This is a genomic window from Pseudarthrobacter sp. PvP090, from assembly GCF_040547365.1.
Classification (GTDB): Bacteria; Actinomycetota; Actinomycetes; order Actinomycetales; family Micrococcaceae; genus Arthrobacter.
In genome coordinates this window covers 277,453-296,005 of record NZ_JBEPPO010000003.1, presented here as the reverse complement: position 1 = coordinate 296,005, position 18,553 = coordinate 277,453, and the positions used below count along the sequence as shown (strand labels likewise).

General features: G+C 65.2%; 20 protein-coding genes. 13 read left to right on the top strand and 7 right to left on the bottom strand.

All coding sequences use genetic code 11. The features are described 5' to 3' along the window. Positions 1-243 precede the first annotated feature (243 nt). The gene (locus ABIC21_RS05095) at positions 244-447 is read left to right on the top strand and encodes a hypothetical protein (protein WP_354349331.1); all 204 of its coding nucleotides are present in this window, start codon (positions 244-246) and stop codon (positions 445-447) included. 128 nt (positions 448-575) lie between these two features. Further along, complete coding sequence (locus ABIC21_RS05090) at positions 576-1,832, top strand: NYN domain-containing protein (RefSeq protein ID WP_354349330.1); 1,257 nt, start codon at positions 576-578, stop codon at positions 1,830-1,832. A 15-nt stretch (positions 1,833-1,847) separates the two neighbouring features. Here ABIC21_RS05090 and ABIC21_RS05085 read toward each other — a convergent pair whose 3' ends face one another. Continuing rightward, the gene (locus ABIC21_RS05085; protein ID WP_354349329.1) at positions 1,848-2,651 is read right to left on the bottom strand and encodes a GOLPH3/VPS74 family protein; all 804 of its coding nucleotides are present in this window, start codon (positions 2,649-2,651) and stop codon (positions 1,848-1,850) included. 73 nt (positions 2,652-2,724) lie between these two features. Then, positions 2,725-3,096, bottom strand: coding sequence for a VOC family protein (locus ABIC21_RS05080; protein ID WP_354349328.1), 372 nt, complete (start codon positions 3,094-3,096; stop codon positions 2,725-2,727). Positions 3,097-3,435: 339 nt separating this feature from the next. Here ABIC21_RS05080 and ABIC21_RS05075 point away from each other — a divergent pair, with 339 nt between their 5' ends. After that, complete coding sequence (locus tag ABIC21_RS05075; RefSeq protein ID WP_354349327.1) at positions 3,436-4,632, top strand: NAD(P)/FAD-dependent oxidoreductase; 1,197 nt, start codon at positions 3,436-3,438, stop codon at positions 4,630-4,632. Positions 4,633-4,679: 47 nt separating this feature from the next. After that, positions 4,680-5,264, top strand: a complete 585-nt coding sequence (locus tag ABIC21_RS05070) for a histidine phosphatase family protein (RefSeq protein ID WP_354349326.1) — start codon at positions 4,680-4,682, stop codon at positions 5,262-5,264. 50 nt (positions 5,265-5,314) lie between these two features. Here ABIC21_RS05070 and ABIC21_RS05065 read toward each other — a convergent pair whose 3' ends face one another. Further along, positions 5,315-6,244, bottom strand: coding sequence for an NADP-dependent oxidoreductase (locus ABIC21_RS05065; RefSeq protein ID WP_354349325.1), 930 nt, complete (start codon positions 6,242-6,244; stop codon positions 5,315-5,317). A 234-nt stretch (positions 6,245-6,478) separates the two neighbouring features. On the opposite strand from ABIC21_RS05065, the gene arr reads away from it, so the two are divergent. Beyond that, a complete protein-coding gene (gene arr, locus ABIC21_RS05060; protein WP_354349324.1) occupies positions 6,479-6,904 on the top strand; it encodes an NAD(+)--rifampin ADP-ribosyltransferase in 426 nt (141 codons plus the stop codon). Between the two features lie 18 nt (positions 6,905-6,922). Here the strand turns inward: arr and ABIC21_RS05055 are convergent, their stop codons facing one another. After that, the gene (locus ABIC21_RS05055; protein WP_502935954.1) at positions 6,923-7,279 is read right to left on the bottom strand and encodes a hypothetical protein; all 357 of its coding nucleotides are present in this window, start codon (positions 7,277-7,279) and stop codon (positions 6,923-6,925) included. Between the two features lie 267 nt (positions 7,280-7,546). Here ABIC21_RS05055 and ABIC21_RS05050 point away from each other — a divergent pair, with 267 nt between their 5' ends. Together ABIC21_RS05050 and ABIC21_RS05045 are read left to right on the top strand one after the other, a co-directional pair. Then, on the top strand, positions 7,547-8,260 hold the full coding sequence (locus ABIC21_RS05050; RefSeq protein ID WP_354349323.1) for a hypothetical protein: 714 nt from the start codon (positions 7,547-7,549) through the stop codon (positions 8,258-8,260). A 57-nt stretch (positions 8,261-8,317) separates the two neighbouring features. Then, complete coding sequence (locus tag ABIC21_RS05045; protein WP_354349322.1) at positions 8,318-8,950, top strand: DUF998 domain-containing protein; 633 nt, start codon at positions 8,318-8,320, stop codon at positions 8,948-8,950. Between the two features lie 4 nt (positions 8,951-8,954). On the opposite strand, the gene ABIC21_RS05040 is transcribed toward ABIC21_RS05045, so the two are convergent. After that, positions 8,955-9,497 carry an ArsR/SmtB family transcription factor gene (locus ABIC21_RS05040; protein ID WP_354349321.1) on the bottom strand — a complete coding sequence of 181 codons (543 nt, stop codon included), beginning with the start codon at positions 9,495-9,497 and terminating at the stop codon, positions 8,955-8,957. A 74-nt stretch (positions 9,498-9,571) separates the two neighbouring features. Here ABIC21_RS05040 and ABIC21_RS05035 point away from each other — a divergent pair, with 74 nt between their 5' ends. After that, positions 9,572-10,822, top strand: coding sequence for an MFS transporter (locus tag ABIC21_RS05035; protein ID WP_354349320.1), 1,251 nt, complete (start codon positions 9,572-9,574; stop codon positions 10,820-10,822). Between the two features lie 25 nt (positions 10,823-10,847). Then, the gene (locus ABIC21_RS05030) at positions 10,848-11,660 is read left to right on the top strand and encodes an alpha/beta fold hydrolase (protein WP_354349319.1); all 813 of its coding nucleotides are present in this window, start codon (positions 10,848-10,850) and stop codon (positions 11,658-11,660) included. Between the two features lie 28 nt (positions 11,661-11,688). Here ABIC21_RS05030 and ABIC21_RS05025 read toward each other — a convergent pair whose 3' ends face one another. Together ABIC21_RS05025 and ABIC21_RS05020 are read right to left on the bottom strand one after the other, a co-directional pair. Further along, positions 11,689-12,606 carry an NAD(P)-dependent oxidoreductase gene (locus ABIC21_RS05025; RefSeq protein WP_354349318.1) on the bottom strand — a complete coding sequence of 306 codons (918 nt, stop codon included), beginning with the start codon at positions 12,604-12,606 and terminating at the stop codon, positions 11,689-11,691. Positions 12,607-12,761: 155 nt separating this feature from the next. Beyond that, the gene (locus ABIC21_RS05020) at positions 12,762-13,790 is read right to left on the bottom strand and encodes a substrate-binding domain-containing protein (protein WP_354349317.1); all 1,029 of its coding nucleotides are present in this window, start codon (positions 13,788-13,790) and stop codon (positions 12,762-12,764) included. A gap of 276 nt (positions 13,791-14,066) precedes the next feature. On the opposite strand from ABIC21_RS05020, the gene ABIC21_RS05015 reads away from it, so the two are divergent. From ABIC21_RS05015 to ABIC21_RS05000, 4 genes are read left to right on the top strand one after another with little or no spacing between them, the layout of a single operon-like run. After that, positions 14,067-15,419 (top strand): NAD(P)H-dependent oxidoreductase, encoded by a 1,353-nt coding sequence (locus ABIC21_RS05015; RefSeq protein WP_354349316.1) that lies wholly within the window; start codon positions 14,067-14,069, stop codon positions 15,417-15,419. Next, complete coding sequence (locus ABIC21_RS05010; RefSeq protein WP_354349315.1) at positions 15,416-16,681, top strand: ABC transporter substrate-binding protein; 1,266 nt, start codon at positions 15,416-15,418, stop codon at positions 16,679-16,681. The genes ABIC21_RS05015 and ABIC21_RS05010 overlap by 4 nt, the downstream gene beginning before the upstream one ends. Positions 16,682-16,707: 26 nt before the next feature. Continuing rightward, positions 16,708-17,655, top strand: a complete 948-nt coding sequence (locus ABIC21_RS05005) for a carbohydrate ABC transporter permease (protein WP_200939300.1) — start codon at positions 16,708-16,710, stop codon at positions 17,653-17,655. Between the two features lie 4 nt (positions 17,656-17,659). Further along, complete coding sequence (locus ABIC21_RS05000) at positions 17,660-18,553, top strand: carbohydrate ABC transporter permease (protein ID WP_353917894.1); 894 nt, start codon at positions 17,660-17,662, stop codon at positions 18,551-18,553.

The window sequence follows — 18,553 nt, the reverse complement described above, 5'->3', positions numbered from 1 at the left end:
CGCCCTGTGCACTATGGAAAGGCACGGCAGGACGGAAACGTCCCGGCCGCAGCAGCCCTGGCCGCTTCGCGCAAGCAGCAGGCCGGCGGCAACAGCTTTACCCATCCTGGTGGACGCAATGAGGCCAAACCGGTGAGCTCGCAGAGCCGCCAACGGTCCCGGAGCGTTCCCGGTTTGGCCTTACGGCGGCTCCGCATCGGTGCGGCAGCCGGACACCCGGATCACGAATGGAAGCACTGAACAATGACGTTTGAAACTGCCACCTCTGTCACCCACAAGCTCTGGGACCGCTCCACGATGCACCACGAGCTGGATTCCCTGATCCACGACCTCTCGGTCCGTCACAACACGCCGAAGAGCAACATCGCGGTCCACGCCAGCGGCCCCAGCACGTTCACGCTCAGCCTGAACCACGGCGCAGCCAACATCGACTCCGTCTCCTCCTAGCGCCACTGCCACGGCGCAACACGACGACGGCGGCGGGAGTCTGCCGCCGCCGTCGTCGTGTTCGAAAAGAGCAACGCCGCGGGAGGTCAATCTGGTCCGTCCCGCCATCCTGCTGGCACACTGAGCCGATGAGTGATCCTCTCCCCCTGTCCGGGCGGCCCGGCATCCGCGCCGCAATGTTCGTCGACTTCGACAACGTCTACACCGGCCTGCTGGCCCTGGACCCGGCCGCCAAACGATTCGCCGAGGATCCCAAGCACTGGACGGAAGCACTGGCCGACGGCGGCGCCGGCGGGGAATCCCGGCGCTTCCTGATCCGCAACTGTTATCTCAACCCGGTGGTGTACTCGAAGTACCGGACGTACTGGACCCGGGCCGGGTTCCGCGTGATCGACTGCCCGTCGCTGACGCAGCGGGGAAAGAGCAGCACGGACATCAACCTGGTGCTTGATGCCATGGACGCACTTTCCGGCAGCGGTGTCATCGACGAGTTCTTCATCGCCTCGGCTGACGCCGACTTCACGTCCCTGATCCAGCGGTTCCGGGCCGCCGACCGGATGACCACGGTCATCGCAGCCGGCGCCGTGGCCTTCGCCTACCGGGAGATGGCGGACCATGTGGTGGAGTCCCACGACTTCGTCGCCATCCTCAACGGCACGGCGGTGGAGCCCATCCATGCGGTGGCGTCCCCGAAGCAGCAGCACGTCCCGGCAGCAGCGAAGTCGAAAACGACGGCAGCCTCTCCGGCGGTCCGTGAGGTCCTGGAGTTCGTCCGCAACGCTCCCGGACCGGTGGTCGGCGCGATGGTGGCCCACCGGGCCCTCACAGCGGACCCGTCCCTGAAGACAGACTGGGGCGGCTTCGGAAAGTTCGGGACCTGGGTGGCCCAGATCGGCCAGAGCGTCGAATATTCCCCGGCCCAGGGCGGGTGGGTCTGGGACGCCAAACGGTTTTCGGGCGAGGATCTTCCTGCCCCGGCGGACCTGCAGCCCGGCATCGAGGAGCAGGTCACCAGGGTGACGGACGTTCCGGCACTGTCCGCGGCCCAGTTCCGGCAGGTGTTCCTGGCCATGGCGGCCAGGCTTAGGGAGCATCCGCTCAACCGCACCGAATTGTCCCGGCTGGTGCGGGATGATTGCGTCAGCGCAGGCCAGCCGGTCTCCCGCAACGCCGTGAACTTTGTCCTGCAGGGCCTCGCCTACGCCAATTTCCAGCCCAGTGACGAGGCGACCCCAGCAGGGCTGGCAGCAGCCTGGACCGCGAACGTGGAAGAGCTCTGCCGGGTGGCGCTGCTGGAGTTCGACGCCGCCGAGAAGTCCGCGGTGAGGCGCTGGGCCAGCGGCGGGCTACTGGAGTCCACGCAGCCTGACAACTCCCCGGACTAGCGATGTCGGTCAGCATCACAAGGTGGCGGTTTCCTCCTGCGCCAGTCTGACCATAAGAAGTTCGTCCTCCACCCCGCGGGAAGGCCAATAGTCCTTTGCCAGCTCACTTGCCCGGCCTTTGTCTGCTGCCGGGAAGAGCTTGCCGAACAGCCCGGCCGCATGAAGCAGGGCGATCAGCGCCGTGGTCCTGTCATCGGACACGTTGGCAACGGGGGCTTTGGAATCAGGCGTGCCACCGGGCGTCCCGGAAAGAGGCTTGGAATCGGGCGTCGCGGACTCACGTACGGCCCCGGGCGCCCCGGCATCAGGTTCGGAAACGGGCGCTGTGGCAGCGGGCGTTGCGGGTTCCGTCGGTGCACCGCTGAGTGCCGCTTCGATCTTCTGCCGGAGCGCAGCTTCCGGACCGTGGTCCTTCTCCGGGTACCGCGTGGATTTGAACAGGCCAAGGTGCCTTTCGCCGACATGTTCCACGATGCCCCGGGACGCCATTCCCTCGTAAACACGCTGCACCTCGGCGCGGCCCTCCAGCATGGAGACCCACTGCTTGGGAGTGTGGGGCCGTGATTTGCCACGGATGAGCTCCAGCTCGTGCTGGAACTCCGTTGGCGGGGCGGCGCCGGTAGCCCTGACGTGCTTCCCCTGCAGCTCGATGGCGCCGATCAGGTCCAGCTCAGCCAATATCGCCCCGGCCAAAGTCGTCCTGAGCGCGAACACCGGCACTTCAGGTTTGCCGTCTTTGTCGTTCGTTGCCAAAAGAAGGAAGGCCTGGGGAAGGCTCAGCTCCGCCGGCTTGGGTGTTTCAGGCGTCTTAGCATCCATACGATCATGGTGGCGCAGTCACGCATCCACCACAATGAGGATTTATACCCGTCTACGGCGGCGTCTGCTCAAGTCAGACGTGCTGGTCGACGAGCACCGGGTTGCCGTCCGGATCCAGGACGATGAAGCTCGACGGCCCCGTTGTTCCCTCGTCTGCCTCGGTAAGGAACTCCATGCCCTTAGTTTTCAGTTCCCGCTGGAGGTCGCGCACATCGGTGAACGGGTCCACCGCCTCAGCGTTCTGGTTCCAGCCCGGGTTGAAGGTGAGCATGTTCTTCTCAAACATCCCCTGGAAGAGGCCGATGACGGTCTCGCCGTTCTTCAGGATCAGCCAGTTCTGCGTGATGTCGCCCCCGAACCTGCTGAAGCCGAGTTTCTCGTAGAACGCAACCGAGGCCTCGATGTCCTTGACTGCCAGGCTGACGGAAAAAGCGCCGAGCTGCATGTGTTGCTCCACTCTCCAGGGGACGGATCTTTCCGATAATACGCGCGGTTATCCCAGGCCAGGGCGCCGGACCGGCCGGTCTCGCGGGTGGCGCTAAACGGACGACGGCGGGAGGTCCCGCCGTCGTCCAGCAAAATACCCATAGGGGTATACAGCCATACCCCACGGGGTATACAGTGATTATCACCACAGTGGTTAGACAGCACGAAGACATCGCGGTCCGGTTGTGCAGGCGAAGAGGCAGCCAGGACCGGCTTCGCAGATTCCCGCCCATTCATCCCTAACCTGTCCGGCGTCGGCCTTGATGCGGCGCCCGATTCCCAGAGAGGCGTCTTATCCATGACTATGCACCACGAGATCCTGATCATCGGCGGCGGCAACGCGGGGCTGAGTGTTGCCGCCCGGCTCCGCAATGCAGGGCGGACTGATGTCGGTGTGATCGAGCCGAGCGAGCAGCACTATTACCAGCCGCTGTGGACCCTGGTCGGGGGAGGCGTCGCCAGCCAGAAGGAAACGGTCCGTCCCCAGGCGTCCGTCATGCCGCAGGGGGTTGCCTGGATCAAGGACGCCGCGGCGGACATCGACCCTGAGCGGCGCACTGTCTCCCTCGCGTCCGGCGGTTCCGTGACGTATGACTATCTGGTGGTCTGTCCCGGCATCCAGCTGGACTGGGACAAGATCCCGGGCATGGCCGAAGCCATGGAATCCCCGGCGGCGTCGAGCAATTACCGGTACGACCTGGCACCCAAGACCTGGGACATGATCCGGAACCTGAAGTCCGGGACGGCCGTTTTCACCCAGCCCTCGGGTCCGATCAAGTGTGCCGGCGCCCCGCAGAAAATCGCCTACCTGGCAGCCGACTACTGGCGCAAGCAGGGGGTGCTGGATGACATCCGGGTCGTCATGGTTCTGCCGACGCCGGGCATGTTCGGGGTCAAGGTGTTCGCCGATGAGCTTGAGCGGGTGGTGGAAAAATACGGCATCGAAGTCCGCTTCAACAGCGAGTTGACCTCAGTGGACCCGGCCGCCGGCGTGGCAGTGATTAGGGACAACGCGGCGGGCTCCGAGGAATCACTGCACTATGACCTGCTCCATGTTGTGCCGCCGCAGTCGGCCCCGGACTGGCTCAAGCGCACACCGCTGGCCGATCCGGCCAACCCCGCCGGCTATGTGGACGTCGACAAGCACACCATGCGGCACAAGCGCTACCCGGAAATCTTTGCCCTGGGAGACGCCGGATCCACACCGAACTCTAAGACCGGAGCCGCGATCCGCAAGCAGGCCCCGGTGCTGGTGGAGAACCTGCTGGCCGCTCTCGACGGCGAAACCCCGTCGGCCCAGTACGGCGGGTACGCCTCCTGCCCACTGACCACGGCGCGGGGAAAGATGCTGCTGGCCGAGTTCGACTACACCCTCCAGCCCGCCCCCAGCATCCCCTTTATCGACACCACCAAGGAACGCAGCGACATGTGGCTGCTCAAGCGTTACGCGCTGCCGTTTATGTACTGGAACCTGATCCTGAAGGGGCGCGTCTGAGGACGCTTAGCACCGCCGGCACCGGGATTCGGGGCAGAATGGAGCGCATGACCCTTACGACGTTCGCCCTCGTCCGCCATGGCCAGACGGACTGGAACGCCCAGCGCCGGCTGCAGGGATCCACCGACATTCCACTGAACGACGTCGGCCGCGGCCAGGCGCGCGACGCCGTCGCCGTCCTGTCCGGCTATGCGTGGGATGCGATCGTGTCGTCGCCGCTGAGCCGTGCCGCGGAAACCGCCGACCTCCTTGCGGCAGGACTGGGACTCGGCCCCGCCCGCCGCGTACCGGAACTCACCGAACGCAGCTTCGGACCCGCCGAGGGCCTGCAGGCCGGCCCGGAGCTGGACGCGCTGCGCATCCCCGACGGCTTCCATGGCGCAGAAAGCGAGGACGGTGCGGCCCGCCGCGGGTTGGCCGCGCTGGAAGCCCTCGCCGAGGAGTTCCGCGGCCGCCGCGTCCTGGTGGTCGCCCACGGCTCCCTTCTCCGCGTGAGCCTCAGCCGTGCCATCGGCCGCACCCTGCACAGCATCGAGAACGCCGCGCTCAACCTGGCCCACCACCATCCCGCTGACGGCTGGCAGCTCGAATACTTCAACGGCGAGCGGGTTGCCGCCGACATTCCGGGCTGAGCCGCACCAACCCGGAACTGCGGCGGCCGGAATCCGGCCGCCGCTTCACATCACGCGACGTCGTCGACCGTGACGACAATCTTGCCGCGTGTGTGCCCCTCCATGTTGAGCCGGAAGGCGTCGGCCGCCTCCGGCAACGGGAACGTCCGGGCAACCTCAACGCGGATATTGTGCTGGTCGACCAGATCGGCGAGCTCCTGCAGCTCGGTGCCGACGGGGTTGACCCACATCCAGGTGCCGCCGTGCTGCTCGACGTCGCTGTCCGCGATGGAGGCGTGGCGGCCTCCGTCGGCCAGGACAGCCAGGGTCGCGTCGAGGTTCCCTCCCACGAAGTCGGCGACGACGTCAACGCCGTCGGGCCGCAGGGCGCGCACCCGGGCCACGAGTCCTTCGCCGTAGCTGACGGGCTCGGCCCCGAGCGACCGCAGGAAGTCGTGGTTCCTTTCGGAGGCGGTCGCGATGGCCCGGGCGCCCAGCGCAACGGCAATCTGGATGCCCAGGGACCCGACACCGCCGGCGCCGCCGTGGATCAGCACGGTCTCGCCCGCTGTGAGGCCCAGCCGGCGAAGGACTTGATATGCCGTCAGGCCCGCCAAGGGAAGACCGGCGGACTCGTTCCACCCCAGGGACGCCGGCTTCCGGGCAAGGAGCCGTTCCGGCAGGGCAATATATTCAGCGAAACTGCCACCGTGGACGTAGTCTTTGCGGCCATAGGAAATGACTTCATCGCCGGGCCGGAAGTGCGGCGCGTCGATTCCCACTGACTCGACGACGCCGGCCACATCCCACCCGGGAATTGCGGGGAACTGCAGGTCCATGGCTGCGTCCAGGTAGCCGGCCATGATCTTCCAGTCGACCGGGTTCACCGATGCCGCTTTCACTTTGACCAGTACCATCCCCGGCCCGACCTTCGGCATCGGTTCCTCCGTCAACTCGAGGACGTCGGGGTTTCCGTATTCGCTGTAAGTAATTGCTTTCATGCAACAGCCACTCCCGGGACACTATTCCGAAGCCGGCACGGTTCGTGCGGCATCTCACCGCGCCGCGAAGTCCGTGGTTGTCCGCGGAGCCATGGGTGAAGCTCACACGGCATCCTAATGCCGGGCGCCGCCGACGCAAAGGGCTGGACTGCTGAGCCCACGGCCGGCGCGGATGTTAACTATCGTCAAAGGTCTGCGAACTAGAGTGGTAGCCCGACTTCGAGGAGGGTATGCATGGAGAACCGACCGCTGTGGTCCGAGGCCAAAGATCCCGGGCCCTTCTACCACGGGACGAAGGCTGACCTGAAGGCTGGGGACTTGCTGAGATCCGGCTATAGCTCGAATTTCGGGGAGCGAAAGCGGGCGCACTTCATCTACCTGACCGCAACCCTGGACGCGGCCACCTGGGGAGCGGAACTTGGGGTGGGCGAGGGGCCAGGCAGAATCTACCGGGTGGAGCCCACAGGCCCCTTTGAGGATGACCCCAACCTGACGGACCAGAAGTTTCCAGGCAACCCGACGAGGTCTTACCGCACCCGAGCGCCGCTGAGGGTGGTTGACGAGATTCTTGATTGGCAGCCGCACTCCCCCGAGCTGCTGCAGAACATGCGGAACCACCTTGAAGACCTCAAACGGCTTGGCATCGAGGCAATCGACTGAACTCTGACGCAACGACAGTCACGGCGCTTCCGTGGATTTGACGGTTCCGTCCGGCAGGCTGGCGTCGACCGGGAACGTCATGAACGCCGGGGTCTCGTACGGATGCGCGGACAAGGCGGCGCCGACGACGGCGTTGCGCCGGGAGCGCGGGTAAATGGCCTCGATCCGGGTTTCCGACACTTCCTCGGGGGATCCGACGGTGCCGATTGCCGGGGTCGCGCCCGGCAGCGGCGTGAAGCGCCCGGTGCCTTCGAGGCTGAACGAGCAGTGCGAGTAGTTGCCCAGCCTGCCCGCCCCGGCGTCGCCAATGACCTGCCGGACAGCGGGCGCAGCTTCGGTGGGGACGTAGATGACCAGACAATCCATGGGCTCCATGGCTGAAGTCTGGCACGGACCGCTGCTGAATAGCTCGACTTTCCCGCAAAGAGAGCAGGCGGCAGCGATGAGTCACCGGGCGCACTGGATGCTGATGTCGCTGGCCCGGGTGCGCGCACACACTGCGACGCTCCGCTCGGACGCGCCGGGAGCGCGGTCGCCGTCGAGCTCGTTGCGCACGTGCCCGTCCTTCGAGGACAGGTCGAGCCAGGCGGGAATGCCGGGCCGCACGCCCAGGCTGGCGCATACGCCACTGGCATCTTGGCCATGATGGTCTCCGGCTCAATCGCCGTCACCATATCTGCCTTCCGGCACAGGCAACGCAGGGTCGACCCGGGTTTCGCGGTGCTCACACTGATCCTGCTGTACGCACTGGCCGCGAACGTTATCGCGAAACCCGACGGACTGGCCATCTCGGCGTTCTTCATCCTGGGCATCATCGCGATCTCACTGGTCTCCCGCGTCGCGCGGACCACGGAACTGCGCGCGGACATCATCAGGTTCGACGACACCGCCCTCCGCTTCATCGCCGATTCGCTGGACTACGACGGAGCCCTGAACCTGATTGCCAACCGCCGCCAGGACGGCGATGCCCTGGAATACGCGGAGAAGGAAGTGGACCAGCGCGGCCAGAATGCTGTCCCCGGGACAGCTGACGTCATCTTCCTCGAAATCGACATCATCGACCCGTCCAACTTCGCCGGGACCCTCGACGTGCACGGCGTCGAAGTCGATGGCCACCGCATCCTCCGGGTGGAAAGCCCCGCCGCCCCGAACGCGATCGCCGCGATTCTGCTGGCACTCAGGGACACCACCGGCGTCATTCCCCACTCCTACTTCGAATGGTCCGAAGGCAACCCCCTGGCCCACCTGATGCGTTACCTTCTGCTGGGGCGCGGCGATACCCCGCCCGTCGTGCGGGAAATCATCCGCAAGCACGAACCGGATCCCGCCCGGCGCCCACGCATCCACGTCGGGTAATAGTCCCCCTCGTCTGGTGGGGCAGGCGTTTCCGGCGTCGGGGCCGATAATCAAGGCATGACGGCGTCAATGCAGTCCCTTTCGGCGCTGGCCGCCGGCTACTCACTGGGTGCTGTAGCGGTCGCCATCCTTCTCGTGATCGCGCTGCACAAGCTTGAACCGGAATTCGACCCCTCCTGGCGGATGCTCAGTGAGTATTCCTTGGGCAAGTACGGCGCGATCATGCGCTTTGCCTTCATCCTCGGCGGGAGCGGCGTCGCGGCCTGCGGTGTTGCCCTGTGGCAGGCCGCCGGCCTTCTGGCCGTCGGGCTGCCGGTGGTTGCGCTCGGGCCGATCGGGGCGGCCTTCGTCGACACGGACCCGGTCACGACGCCGCGGCCGGAGATGACGGGCCGGAGCAAGGTCCACGCCGGTCTCGGCGCGCTGTTCATCCTGGGCTTTCCCGTTGCCGCCACCTGTGCGGGAATTGGCGCAGCCATGCATTCGCCGGCCGGGCTAGTTCTAGCGTGGGCGGCGATCATCCCGTGGGCGGGCCTCATGTGGTTCCTTGGCGCGACATTCCGGTTCGGTCAACCCGACATGGTCGGGAAGCCTGAAGTACGCATCGGCTGGCCCAACCGTTTCAGCATGCTGGCGTATCTGGCGTGGGTCGCGCTGGCAGGCGGCCTGACACTGATCCAGGCTCTATGACCTCCTAGTCCGGCGACCGGTGGAGGACAAAGATGCCGCCGTACGCGGGCTGGTCCAATCTCTGCCGATCACTCCCGGTGTATTCGTCCAGCACAGCGCCGATGCGCGTAATAAGGTCCCCGGCGTCCTCCTCGGAGAGGTGCAAAACGAAGCGTGAGAGGCTGGCGAGTGCGTCCGGTCCCGCGTCCGTCAGCTCTTCCCGGAACGCCTCGATCGGCGCCAGCGGACCGCCCGGACCGGCTTCCCGCAGTGCGGTGTCCAGATTCCAGGACCGCCCCGTGGAACGATACGGCTTCTCCAGCGCGCCGCTTTCTCCCGTGCGAACCTCGGCGGGTTCAAGGAAGCCGGTCGAGAGCAATTGCCGAACGTGATAGAGCACCGTCCCCGGATCCTGGCCCAGCCGGTCGGCGAGTTGCTTGTTGGTCAGTTCGTGGAGCCCGCACAGGCGCAGGATCCGCAGGCGCAGGGGATGGGCCAGTGCCTTAATTTCCCGGGCGCTCGCGGCGGGTTTCTTCTCGTTCGCGCCCGTCGGCTCGGCATCCGTCATGTGTCCATCCTACGATCTGATGTACTAAATTCAACCACCTTGAATTTTCTCAATCAATAGGGAATGGTTCACCTATGACCATTCCAGCTGCGCAGGTGAAAGAACGGGGCGGCGCGCCGCTGGGGGCTTCCTACTGGAAGCTGTGGACCTCATCCGGGCTCTCAAACCTCGCGGACGGCGTCTTCAAAATCGCGCTGCCGCTGCTGGCCATTCAGGTCACGCAGTCACCCACGCTGATCGCCGGGCTGTCCGTTGCAGCCACGCTTCCCTGGCTTCTCTTCGCCCTGACTGCCGGGGCGCTGGCCGACCGGCTGGACCGGCGCAAGCTCATGCTGTGGGCTAACGTCAGCCGCGCGGTGCTGCCCGCGGTGCTGGCCGCCGTCGTCGTGCTGGACTTGGGCTCCATTTGGGCTCTGTACGTTGTCGCCTTGATGGTGGGTGTGGCTGAGACGCTCTACGACACCTCCGCGCAGTCGATCCTGCCCCAGATGGTGCACAGGGAACAGCTTTCGCGCGCCAACGGCCGGCTCTACGCCGTCGAGCTCACCGCGAACCAGTTCGTTGGTCCGCCGCTGGGCGGGCTGCTGGTGGCCGTCGGCGTTGTTGCGGGCTTGGCCGTGCCGGCGGCACTGTGGCTTGCGGCCGTCGCTGCCCTGCTCCTGGTCCCGGGGGCTTTTCGCATCGAGCGGGAGCAGAAGACCACACTGCGGTTCGACATTGGTGAGGGTCTGCGGTTCCTCTGGAACCAGAAGATCCTTCGCACGCTCGCGGTGATGACCGGGGTGTTCAACTTCGCCTCCAGCGCGGCATTCGCGGTCCTGGTGCTGTTTGCCGTGGGCCCGGCGTCGGAAATGGAACTGTCCGAAGTGGGGTTCGGCCTACTTCTGACGACCTCCGCCCTCGGCGCCTTCGTTGGTTCTTTCATCGCCGAACGGGTGGAAGCCAGGCTGGGCCGGTCCAGGTCCCTGATGCTCACGATCTTCGCGGGCGCGCTGTTTGTAGGTGCGCCCGCCGTAACCGACAACCCGTATATTCTTGGCACCATCCTCTTTGTGGGCGGCATGCTGATCATGCTGTGGAACGTCATCACCGTATCCCTGCGCCAGCGCATTGCCCCCAACCGCCTGCTGGGCAGGGTCAACAGCGCCTACCGCCTGCTGGCGTGGGGCACCATGCCGCTCGGTGCGGCAGCGGGCGGCCTGCTGGCCCAATGGCTGGGCCTGCAGGCCATGTTCGGCATCATGGGAGCGCTGACCCTCGCGCTGCTCGGGATGATGCCCATCCTCACCGACAAGGCAATCGCCGCGGCCGACGTCGAATCCTGAGTTGTTCTGGATCTACACTGTCCGGATGGAGGCTACGGTCAGCGGAGTTCCTGTACATTACGCCGAGCACGGCACCGGCACTCCGGTTCTCGCCCTGCACGGTGCCGGTGTGGATCACCTTGAGATCGCCGGCGCCCTTGAACCGATATTCAGCCACGTTCCCGGCTTTCGGCGCCTGTATCCGGACCTGCCGGGGATGGGCCGCACCCCCGCGCCGAAGACGATCACGTGCAACGACGACGTCCTGGACCTTTTGCTCGGCCTGATCGATAGCACCATTGGTGATGAACCGTTCCTGGTCATGGGGCACTCGTACGGCGCGTACCTGGCCCGCGCGGTGGCCAACCGGAGACCCGAGCAGGCTGTCGGGCTGGCATTAATCTGCCCGGTGGGCGCGCATACCGGCGCCGTGCCCAAGCATGAGGTTCTTGTTTCGTCGGCCGATCTCAGCGGCGAACTGGGAGCGGAGCTCGAGGCTTCCTACCGTAGCTACTTTGTTGTGCAGACGCCTGAAACGCTTGACCGGTTCCAGGAGTTTGTGGCTCCCGCAGCGTCACTCGTCGACGAGCCGAGCCTGATGCGGATCTTTTCGCACTGGGAGCTACGGGATCCCCCGGAGGCTGGGAAAACCTATCCTCATCCTGTGCTAATTCTTGCCGGGCGACAGGATGCCACGGCCGGGCACACGGGCCCGTGGGACCTGGTCGAGCACTACCCTCGCGCTGCCTTTGCTGTACTCGATCGCGCCGGCCACGCCCTGCTCCACGAGCAGCCCGCCCTCACGCACGCCCTGGTCGTCGAATGGCTCGCGCGCGTGCGTGAGCATCAGCTGCGCTGACCAGCCGACGTCGGGATGGATGCCTGCATCAGCGAGGACTCTGCAAATAGTCCTGAGCGCGAAGCGCCAGGGTGCGGTGGATTCCCGTGTGGTCGAGGGCGCCCTCGCCTTGGGCGACCATCTCGTCGAACAACGCCGTCACCGTGCGGCTCAGCGGCAGCTCAACTCCACCTTTCGTAGCCGCATCCAAGATGAATCCGAGGTCTTTAAGCTGGTTCTGAGCGCTGCCCCCGCCGGCGAAGTCGCTGCTCAGCCACCTGTGACCTTTCTGCCGGAGGACAGCAGAGTCGGCCAGCCCGCCTTGCAGCAGCTCGAGCATCACCGCCAGGTCGAGACCTCCGCTGCGGGCAAGGAGCATGGCCTCGGAAAGTGCGGTCACTGTGGCAGCTACCACGACCTGGTTGCAGGCCTTCGCGAGGGCCCCCGAACCGCTCAGCCCCATGTACCGGACGGTGGTGCCCATGGCCCGGAACACGGGTTCCATGGATTTCGCGGCCTCCTCGTCGCCACCGACCATAATGCTGAGGGAACCCGTCTCAGCGCCGACGGTTCCGCCGCTGACTGGCGCATCCAGGACCGTGACCCCGTGCGCGCTGAACAAGCGTTCTGCAAAGGCCGCGACGGCGGTCGGTGAAACTGTCCCGTGAATCACGAGGACAGGGCGGACGATGCCCTTCGCCGCCCAGCCGGCCAGCAACCCGGCCTGCCCCGGCAGCAGTGATTCGACCTGTTCCAGATCGGGCAGGACCGTGAGCACAATGTCGGATGCGGCTTCGGCCGGCGATGCAGCGGCGCGCGCACCCAGCGCAACCAGGGGTTTCGCTTTCGCTGATGTCCGGTTCCAGATGGTGAGATCGCCGTCGAAGTCCAGAAGCCGCCGGGCCATGGGCCCTCCCATGGGGCCGAGTCCTAGAAGGGCGAGCGAAGGGCGTGTGGTTTCCGTCATTATCAAGTCCTTTGGTTTGAGGCAGCCGCTGCCGCTTGGCGCGAGTGCAACGCAAAGTGGAACCGGTACACTTTTTGTACCACGCCGGTTGATCAGGTGTAAACCACAAGCCGGGGCCGCCTACCCAGCTTCAGCGAGCGGGGCCGCCGTGAAGTCTATGTGCGGGGCTTTGGCCGCGCCACGCTGGACCGTTCGATCAATTCGGCATCGACCCGTATGACTGAAGGCCTTCCGGAGGCCTTGCCGCTTGCGTTGGAAAGGGCCAGCTGCACAGAGTGCATGGCCAGCAGATCGATGGGCTGACGGACAATCGTCAAAGGCGGAGTCATCAGTTCGGTCCAAGGCGAATCCTCGAACACGATGACCGACAGTTCCTCCGGAATTGACACCCCGGCATGCGCAAGGCGCCGGAGCACGGCCGTCACCTGGGCGGTATTGGCCACAACAAGGGCCGTCGGCGGATCTTCCAGATTGAGCAGCGCTGTCACAGCATCCCCGCCGGCGACCCCACGGAAGGCGGCGGAGCGGATAAGAAGGTCATCCTGTTCCAAATGGGCCGCTACCAGAGCTTCGCGATAGCCGGCGATCCGATCCCGACCGGTGGTAGAAGACACAGGACCCGAGATTATCGCGATGCGGCGATGCCCATGCGCGGCCAGCAGGGCTGTGGCCGACCGCGCCGACTCTGTGTTGTTGATGGTCACGACGTCGACCTCGGGCAACGCCGGGATCGAGCGGTCGACGAAGACGACATCGGTTCCCATGTCGTGGAGTCTTTTCCAGATTTCCAGATTGTTGCCCGTGGGAGTGGCGATGATACCGCTGACCCGTCGCTCAATGAGCGTGGAGAGGCGCTCCGCCTCCAACTGATCGTCCTCCTGAGTCGTCATGAGAAGCACCTGGATCCCGCGGGAATGCGCTTCTTGGACAACCTGGTCCGCCAGCCGGGCAAAGAAGGGATTGGAGACGTCGGCCAAGAGAAGTCCCAACGTAGTGGGCGGCCCGTGCTTAAGTTCCCTGGCCGCTGTGCGGGGGTGGTAACCAAGGGTTTCCATCACCTCGTGCACACGGCCCCGCGTCGCCGCCGCCACGGGACCCGAGCCCGGATTGAGGACCCGGGAGACGACGGCAACCGACACCCCCGCAGCCGCGGCAACATCGCGTATGGTCGGCTGCTTCTGCACGTGTACTCCTCAATCGGCTACTGCGGCTCCCCGGAACCTCCGGCAGGAACTTTTTCAGACTAGGGTATTGACCTCGTCGAGCAGGTATGAAATAAAAGTGGAACCGGTTCCATTATGTTTACTTCGGAGCCGATTGTCTACCGCAGCACCGCCCGGGATTGAGGCAGCACACCCCAGCCACCCGCCTGAGCGTTACTTCACCGCACGCTGCGGCGGACCCGATGCTTTCCGCCGGCCATCCACACGGGATAGAGCCGCACCCATTGAAAGGTAGTTATGAACCTGCACAAACTCCTGACCGAACGCGAGGCCAAAGGCGCCCCGATCCGCGTTGGGCTGATCGGCGCCGGACGTTTTGGCACCATGTACCTGGCACAGGCCCGCAACATCCCCGGCATCCACGTGGTGGCCATCGCCGACATCAATGCGGAACGCGCCAAGGGCGCCCTGAAGCTCGTGGACTGGCCCGAGGAAGCCTTCGTTCAAGACATCGGGACGGCCATCGCCACGAGGGCCACCACCGTGGTGACCGATGCGTCCGTCCTGTTCGACGCGGACCTGGACGTCATCGTTGAGGCCACCGGCAACCCGATTGTCGGCATCAACCACGCGCTCCGCGCCATCGAAACCGGCAAGCACATCATCATGGTCACGGTCGAGGCGGACGCCCTGGCGGGTCCGGCCCTGGCCAAGCGGGCCAAGGAGGCTGGCGTCGTCTATTCACTGGCCTACGGCGACCAGCCCGCATTGATCTGGGAACTCGTGGACTGGGCCCGGACGTCCGGCTTCGACGTCGTCTGCGCCGGCAAGGGCGCCAAGTACCTCTCGCACTACCACCAGATGAACCCGGACAACGTCTGGGAAAACTGGGAATTCTCGAAGGAACTGACGGACTCCGGCCAGCTCAACCCCTACATGCACACCTCCTTCCGTGACGGCACCAAGGCCGCCATCGAGATGGCAGCCGTAGCCAATGCGGCGGGCCTGCGTCCGTCCGACGAAGGGCTGACGTTCACTCCCGGCGACGTCGAACAGATCGCCACGATCTGCCGTCCCGCGGCCGACGGCGGCGTCCTCAGCAACACCGGCAGCGTCGACGTGATGTCCAGCGTGACCCGTGAAGGCGACTGGATCCCCCACAACACCCAGGAAGGCGTCTTCGTCGTGGTGAAGGCCACCAACAGGTACGTCTCCGGCTGCTTCCAGGAATACCCCTGGCACCCGGACCCCACCGGCCAGTACGCCGCCCTCTACCGCCCCTACCACTACGTCGGCCTGGAGCTCAACGTCTCCATCGCCAACGCAGTGCTTCGCGGTGTGGCCACCGGCGCTCCGGAAGGCTTCCACGCCGACGTCGTCGCCTGCGCCAAGAAGGACCTGCACGCCGGGGAAATCCTCGACGGCGAGGGCGGCTTCACGGTCTGGGGCAAGCTGATTTCGGCCGAAAAGTCGGTCCGGGACCGCGCCCTTCCGGTCGCCATGGCCCACCACGTCAAACTCGTCAACGACGTTCCGGAGGGCGGCATCGTCGGCTGGGACGATGTCGAGATCGATACCTCCCTGGAAGAGGCGCTGAAGCTGCGGCGCGAGACGGAGGCCCTCGCACTCGAAGTGGTGCCGGCGACATGATCGACCGCCGCACTTTCCTGGGAGCCGCCGCGGCGAGCATGCTGCTCGCCGGCTGCGGGGCCACCCCGGGAATCGACCCCAACCGTGCCGCATCGGCCGGTGGCACCTTGAAGTTCGGCAGCTGGCAGTGGCTCGAGCCGGGCCGCGGTGAGGCCATGTGGAAGGCCATCCAGGCCTACCAGAAGGTGAATCCGTCCGCGGTCCTGGCCCAGAGCACCACGCCGTTCCTCTCCTTCGCCGACAAGCTCAACACCGAGCTAGGCGGCAAGGGCGGGCCCGACGTCTTCGTCGTGCAGGACGTCAATTTCTATCCGCTGGCCGACGCCGGCATCCTGGCCCCGCTGACCTCGGTCATCTCCTCGCGCAAGGGCACGCCGTTCAACCACACCAATAAATCCGGTCTGGTCAACGGCGTGCAGTACGGGATCACGTGGGAACGGCTGAACTGGAACTTCTTCTGGAACCGCAAGATCCTGGACAAGGCCGGCGTGACGCCGCCGATGAACGTCGCTGAACTGATTTCGGCAGCGGGCCAGATCCGTTCCGCAACAGGCTTGGACGGCTTCGGAGTCCGGCACCAGATGACGGAATTCGACTCCTGGTTCATGGACTTCGACGTGTGGACCTACGGGCACGGCGGATCCTGGTCGGACGGCTCACGGCCCACCATCGACTCCGCAGAGAACATCGCCGGCGTTGAAGCGTTCGGCGAGATCTACCGCTCGGGTGCCATGCCCATCGGAGACGACGCATCAACGATGCGCACCAAGTTCCGCGAAGGCCGCCTCGGCATGATGATCGATGTTTCCTCCACGGTGGCCGGCATCCTGCGGTCCTCCAAGGCCCTTACGTCGGCCGACATCGGCTTTGCCGAACGGATTCCCCTGCCCAAGCCGTCGGCCCACCAGGAGATCGTTTTGGCAGTCAACGGGTACGGCAAGAATAAAAACCTCGCCGTCGACTTCGTCGGCTGGGTCGGTTCCGATGAAGGCCAGGCGGCGCTCCGGGCGGCAATGGGCCCGTCAACACTGGCCACCGACGTGCCGCTGGCTCCCGACTACGCCGCGGCCAACCCGTGGGCCAAGGCGTTCATCGACCTCGCCTCCGAGTCGCGCAGCCCCCTCATCCGGGGCTACGAGGCACAGACCAAAGCCATCATGCGCGAAGTGATGACGCAGGTGGAACGCTACCTCGTGGACGGCGGCGATGCTGCCAAGGCACTCGCCACCGCACAGAAACAAGTAACTCAGCTGCTTGGCTGAGAAGACCTAGGCAAAGGATCCGGGCAATGTCGCTCCGAACTTCGATCTCCCCGCCCGCCGTGGCGCAGCCTCCCATCCAGGATGCCCCTTCCCGGCATCACATGTGGCAGAGGATTTCCCCGTACATCTACATCGGTCCCGCCGTCGTGTACCTGATTATCTTCATGATCATTCCGGTCGTGCAGGGCATCCAGCTCAGCTTCACCAAAACCCCTCTCGTCAGGCCCGACGGCGGAACCGGCGTCGGGCTGGAGAACTACTCCCGCCTGCTCAGCAGCCCGCAGTTCTACAATTCGCTGGGCGCCACCATCCTGTACACGGCCGCGACCGTAATCTTCGCCGTCGCCATCGGCGCCGGATCGGCGCTGCTCCTGAACCAAGCTTTCAAGGGCCGCACGATTGTCCGGGCCATCATCACGTTCCCCTGGGCAGTCCCCACGGTGGCCACCGCCCTGATCTTCAGCTGGATCTTCAACCGGTCCGACGGCGTCCTGAACGAAGTGGTCGGAGTGCTCGGCGTCGGCCAGCAGGGCTGGCTGGTCGATCCGAAGTTCGGGATGGCCGCCGTCGTCCTGACTTCGGTCTGGAAGGTCATGCCCCTCGTCATGCTCGTGGTTCTTGCCTCGCTGCAGTCCATCCCGAGCGAACTCTACGAGGCAACCCGCATGGACGGCGCCGGGGCACTGGAGACGTTCAAGGCCGTCACCTGGCCGCACATCGCCCCCACCGTCAGGGTGGTCACGCTGCTCATGACAATCTGGTCCATCCGCCGTTTCGAGATCATCTATCTCCTGACCGGCGGCGGCCCGGTTGACACCACCAACACCCTCGTCGTCAACGTCTACCGCCAGGCCTTCAGCAACCAGGAACTGGGCCGCGCGGCAGCCATCGGCGCCCTCGGCCTGGTGCTGTCCCTGCTCGTCACGGTTGTCTACTTCATGATGGAACGGCGCAACGCCGCCAAGGAGGCCTAGAACAATGACCACCAAAGAAGCACCACCACTCACCGAGGCAGCTCCGCACAAGCGCCGGCTGAAGGCGCCGGGCAACCGCAATTTCAGCAAACCCGCCCGCTCCCTCATGCTGGCCGCCTTGGTCCTCTTCTCAGGCTTCCCGCTCTACTGGATGCTGAATACGGCGCTCAGCCAGGACTCAGAACTGTACGGCCAGGCGCAGGGCTGGTGGCCGCACTGGGAACGGCTCGCTGACTTCGGGGACCTCATCGGCAGCGTCCCCATCTTCAAGTGGCTCACCAACTCAGTGGTCATCGCGGGCGGCACCACCTTGATGTCCCTCATCTTCGCGGTTCTGGCCGGCTACGCACTGTCGAGATTCAAGTTTTATGGCAAGGGCGCCGCGGGGTTCCTGCTCTTCGCCACCCAGATGCTGCCCGAAGCACTGCTCGTGGTCCCCATCTATGCCCTCTTCGCGTCGCTGGGCCTCCTCAACGGCATGGGCGGCCTGATCCTCGCCAACGTGGCATTCACGATGCCCGTGAGCGTATGGATCATCAAGGGAGCCATTGACGCGATTCCCTACGAAATCGAGGAAGCCGCGGCAGTCGACGGGTGCCCTCGAGTCACCATCCTGTCGCTGGTTCTCACCCCGCTCATTCTTCCCAGCATCGCCGCGGCCGCCGTCATCAACTTTTTCGACGGATGGAACGAATTCCTCCTGGCCAAGACGTTCATCGCCGAACGCGATCTCTGGCCGGCGTCCGTGGGCCTGGCCTCCTTCATTGGCCAGTACCTGACATCACTGAACTCCGTCATGGCCGCAGCCTTGCTGTTCACGCTCCCGGCGTTGATTTTCTTCCTCCTTGTCCAGCGTCGTATCGTCTCGGGCCTCACGGCCGGCTCAGTCAAAGGTTGA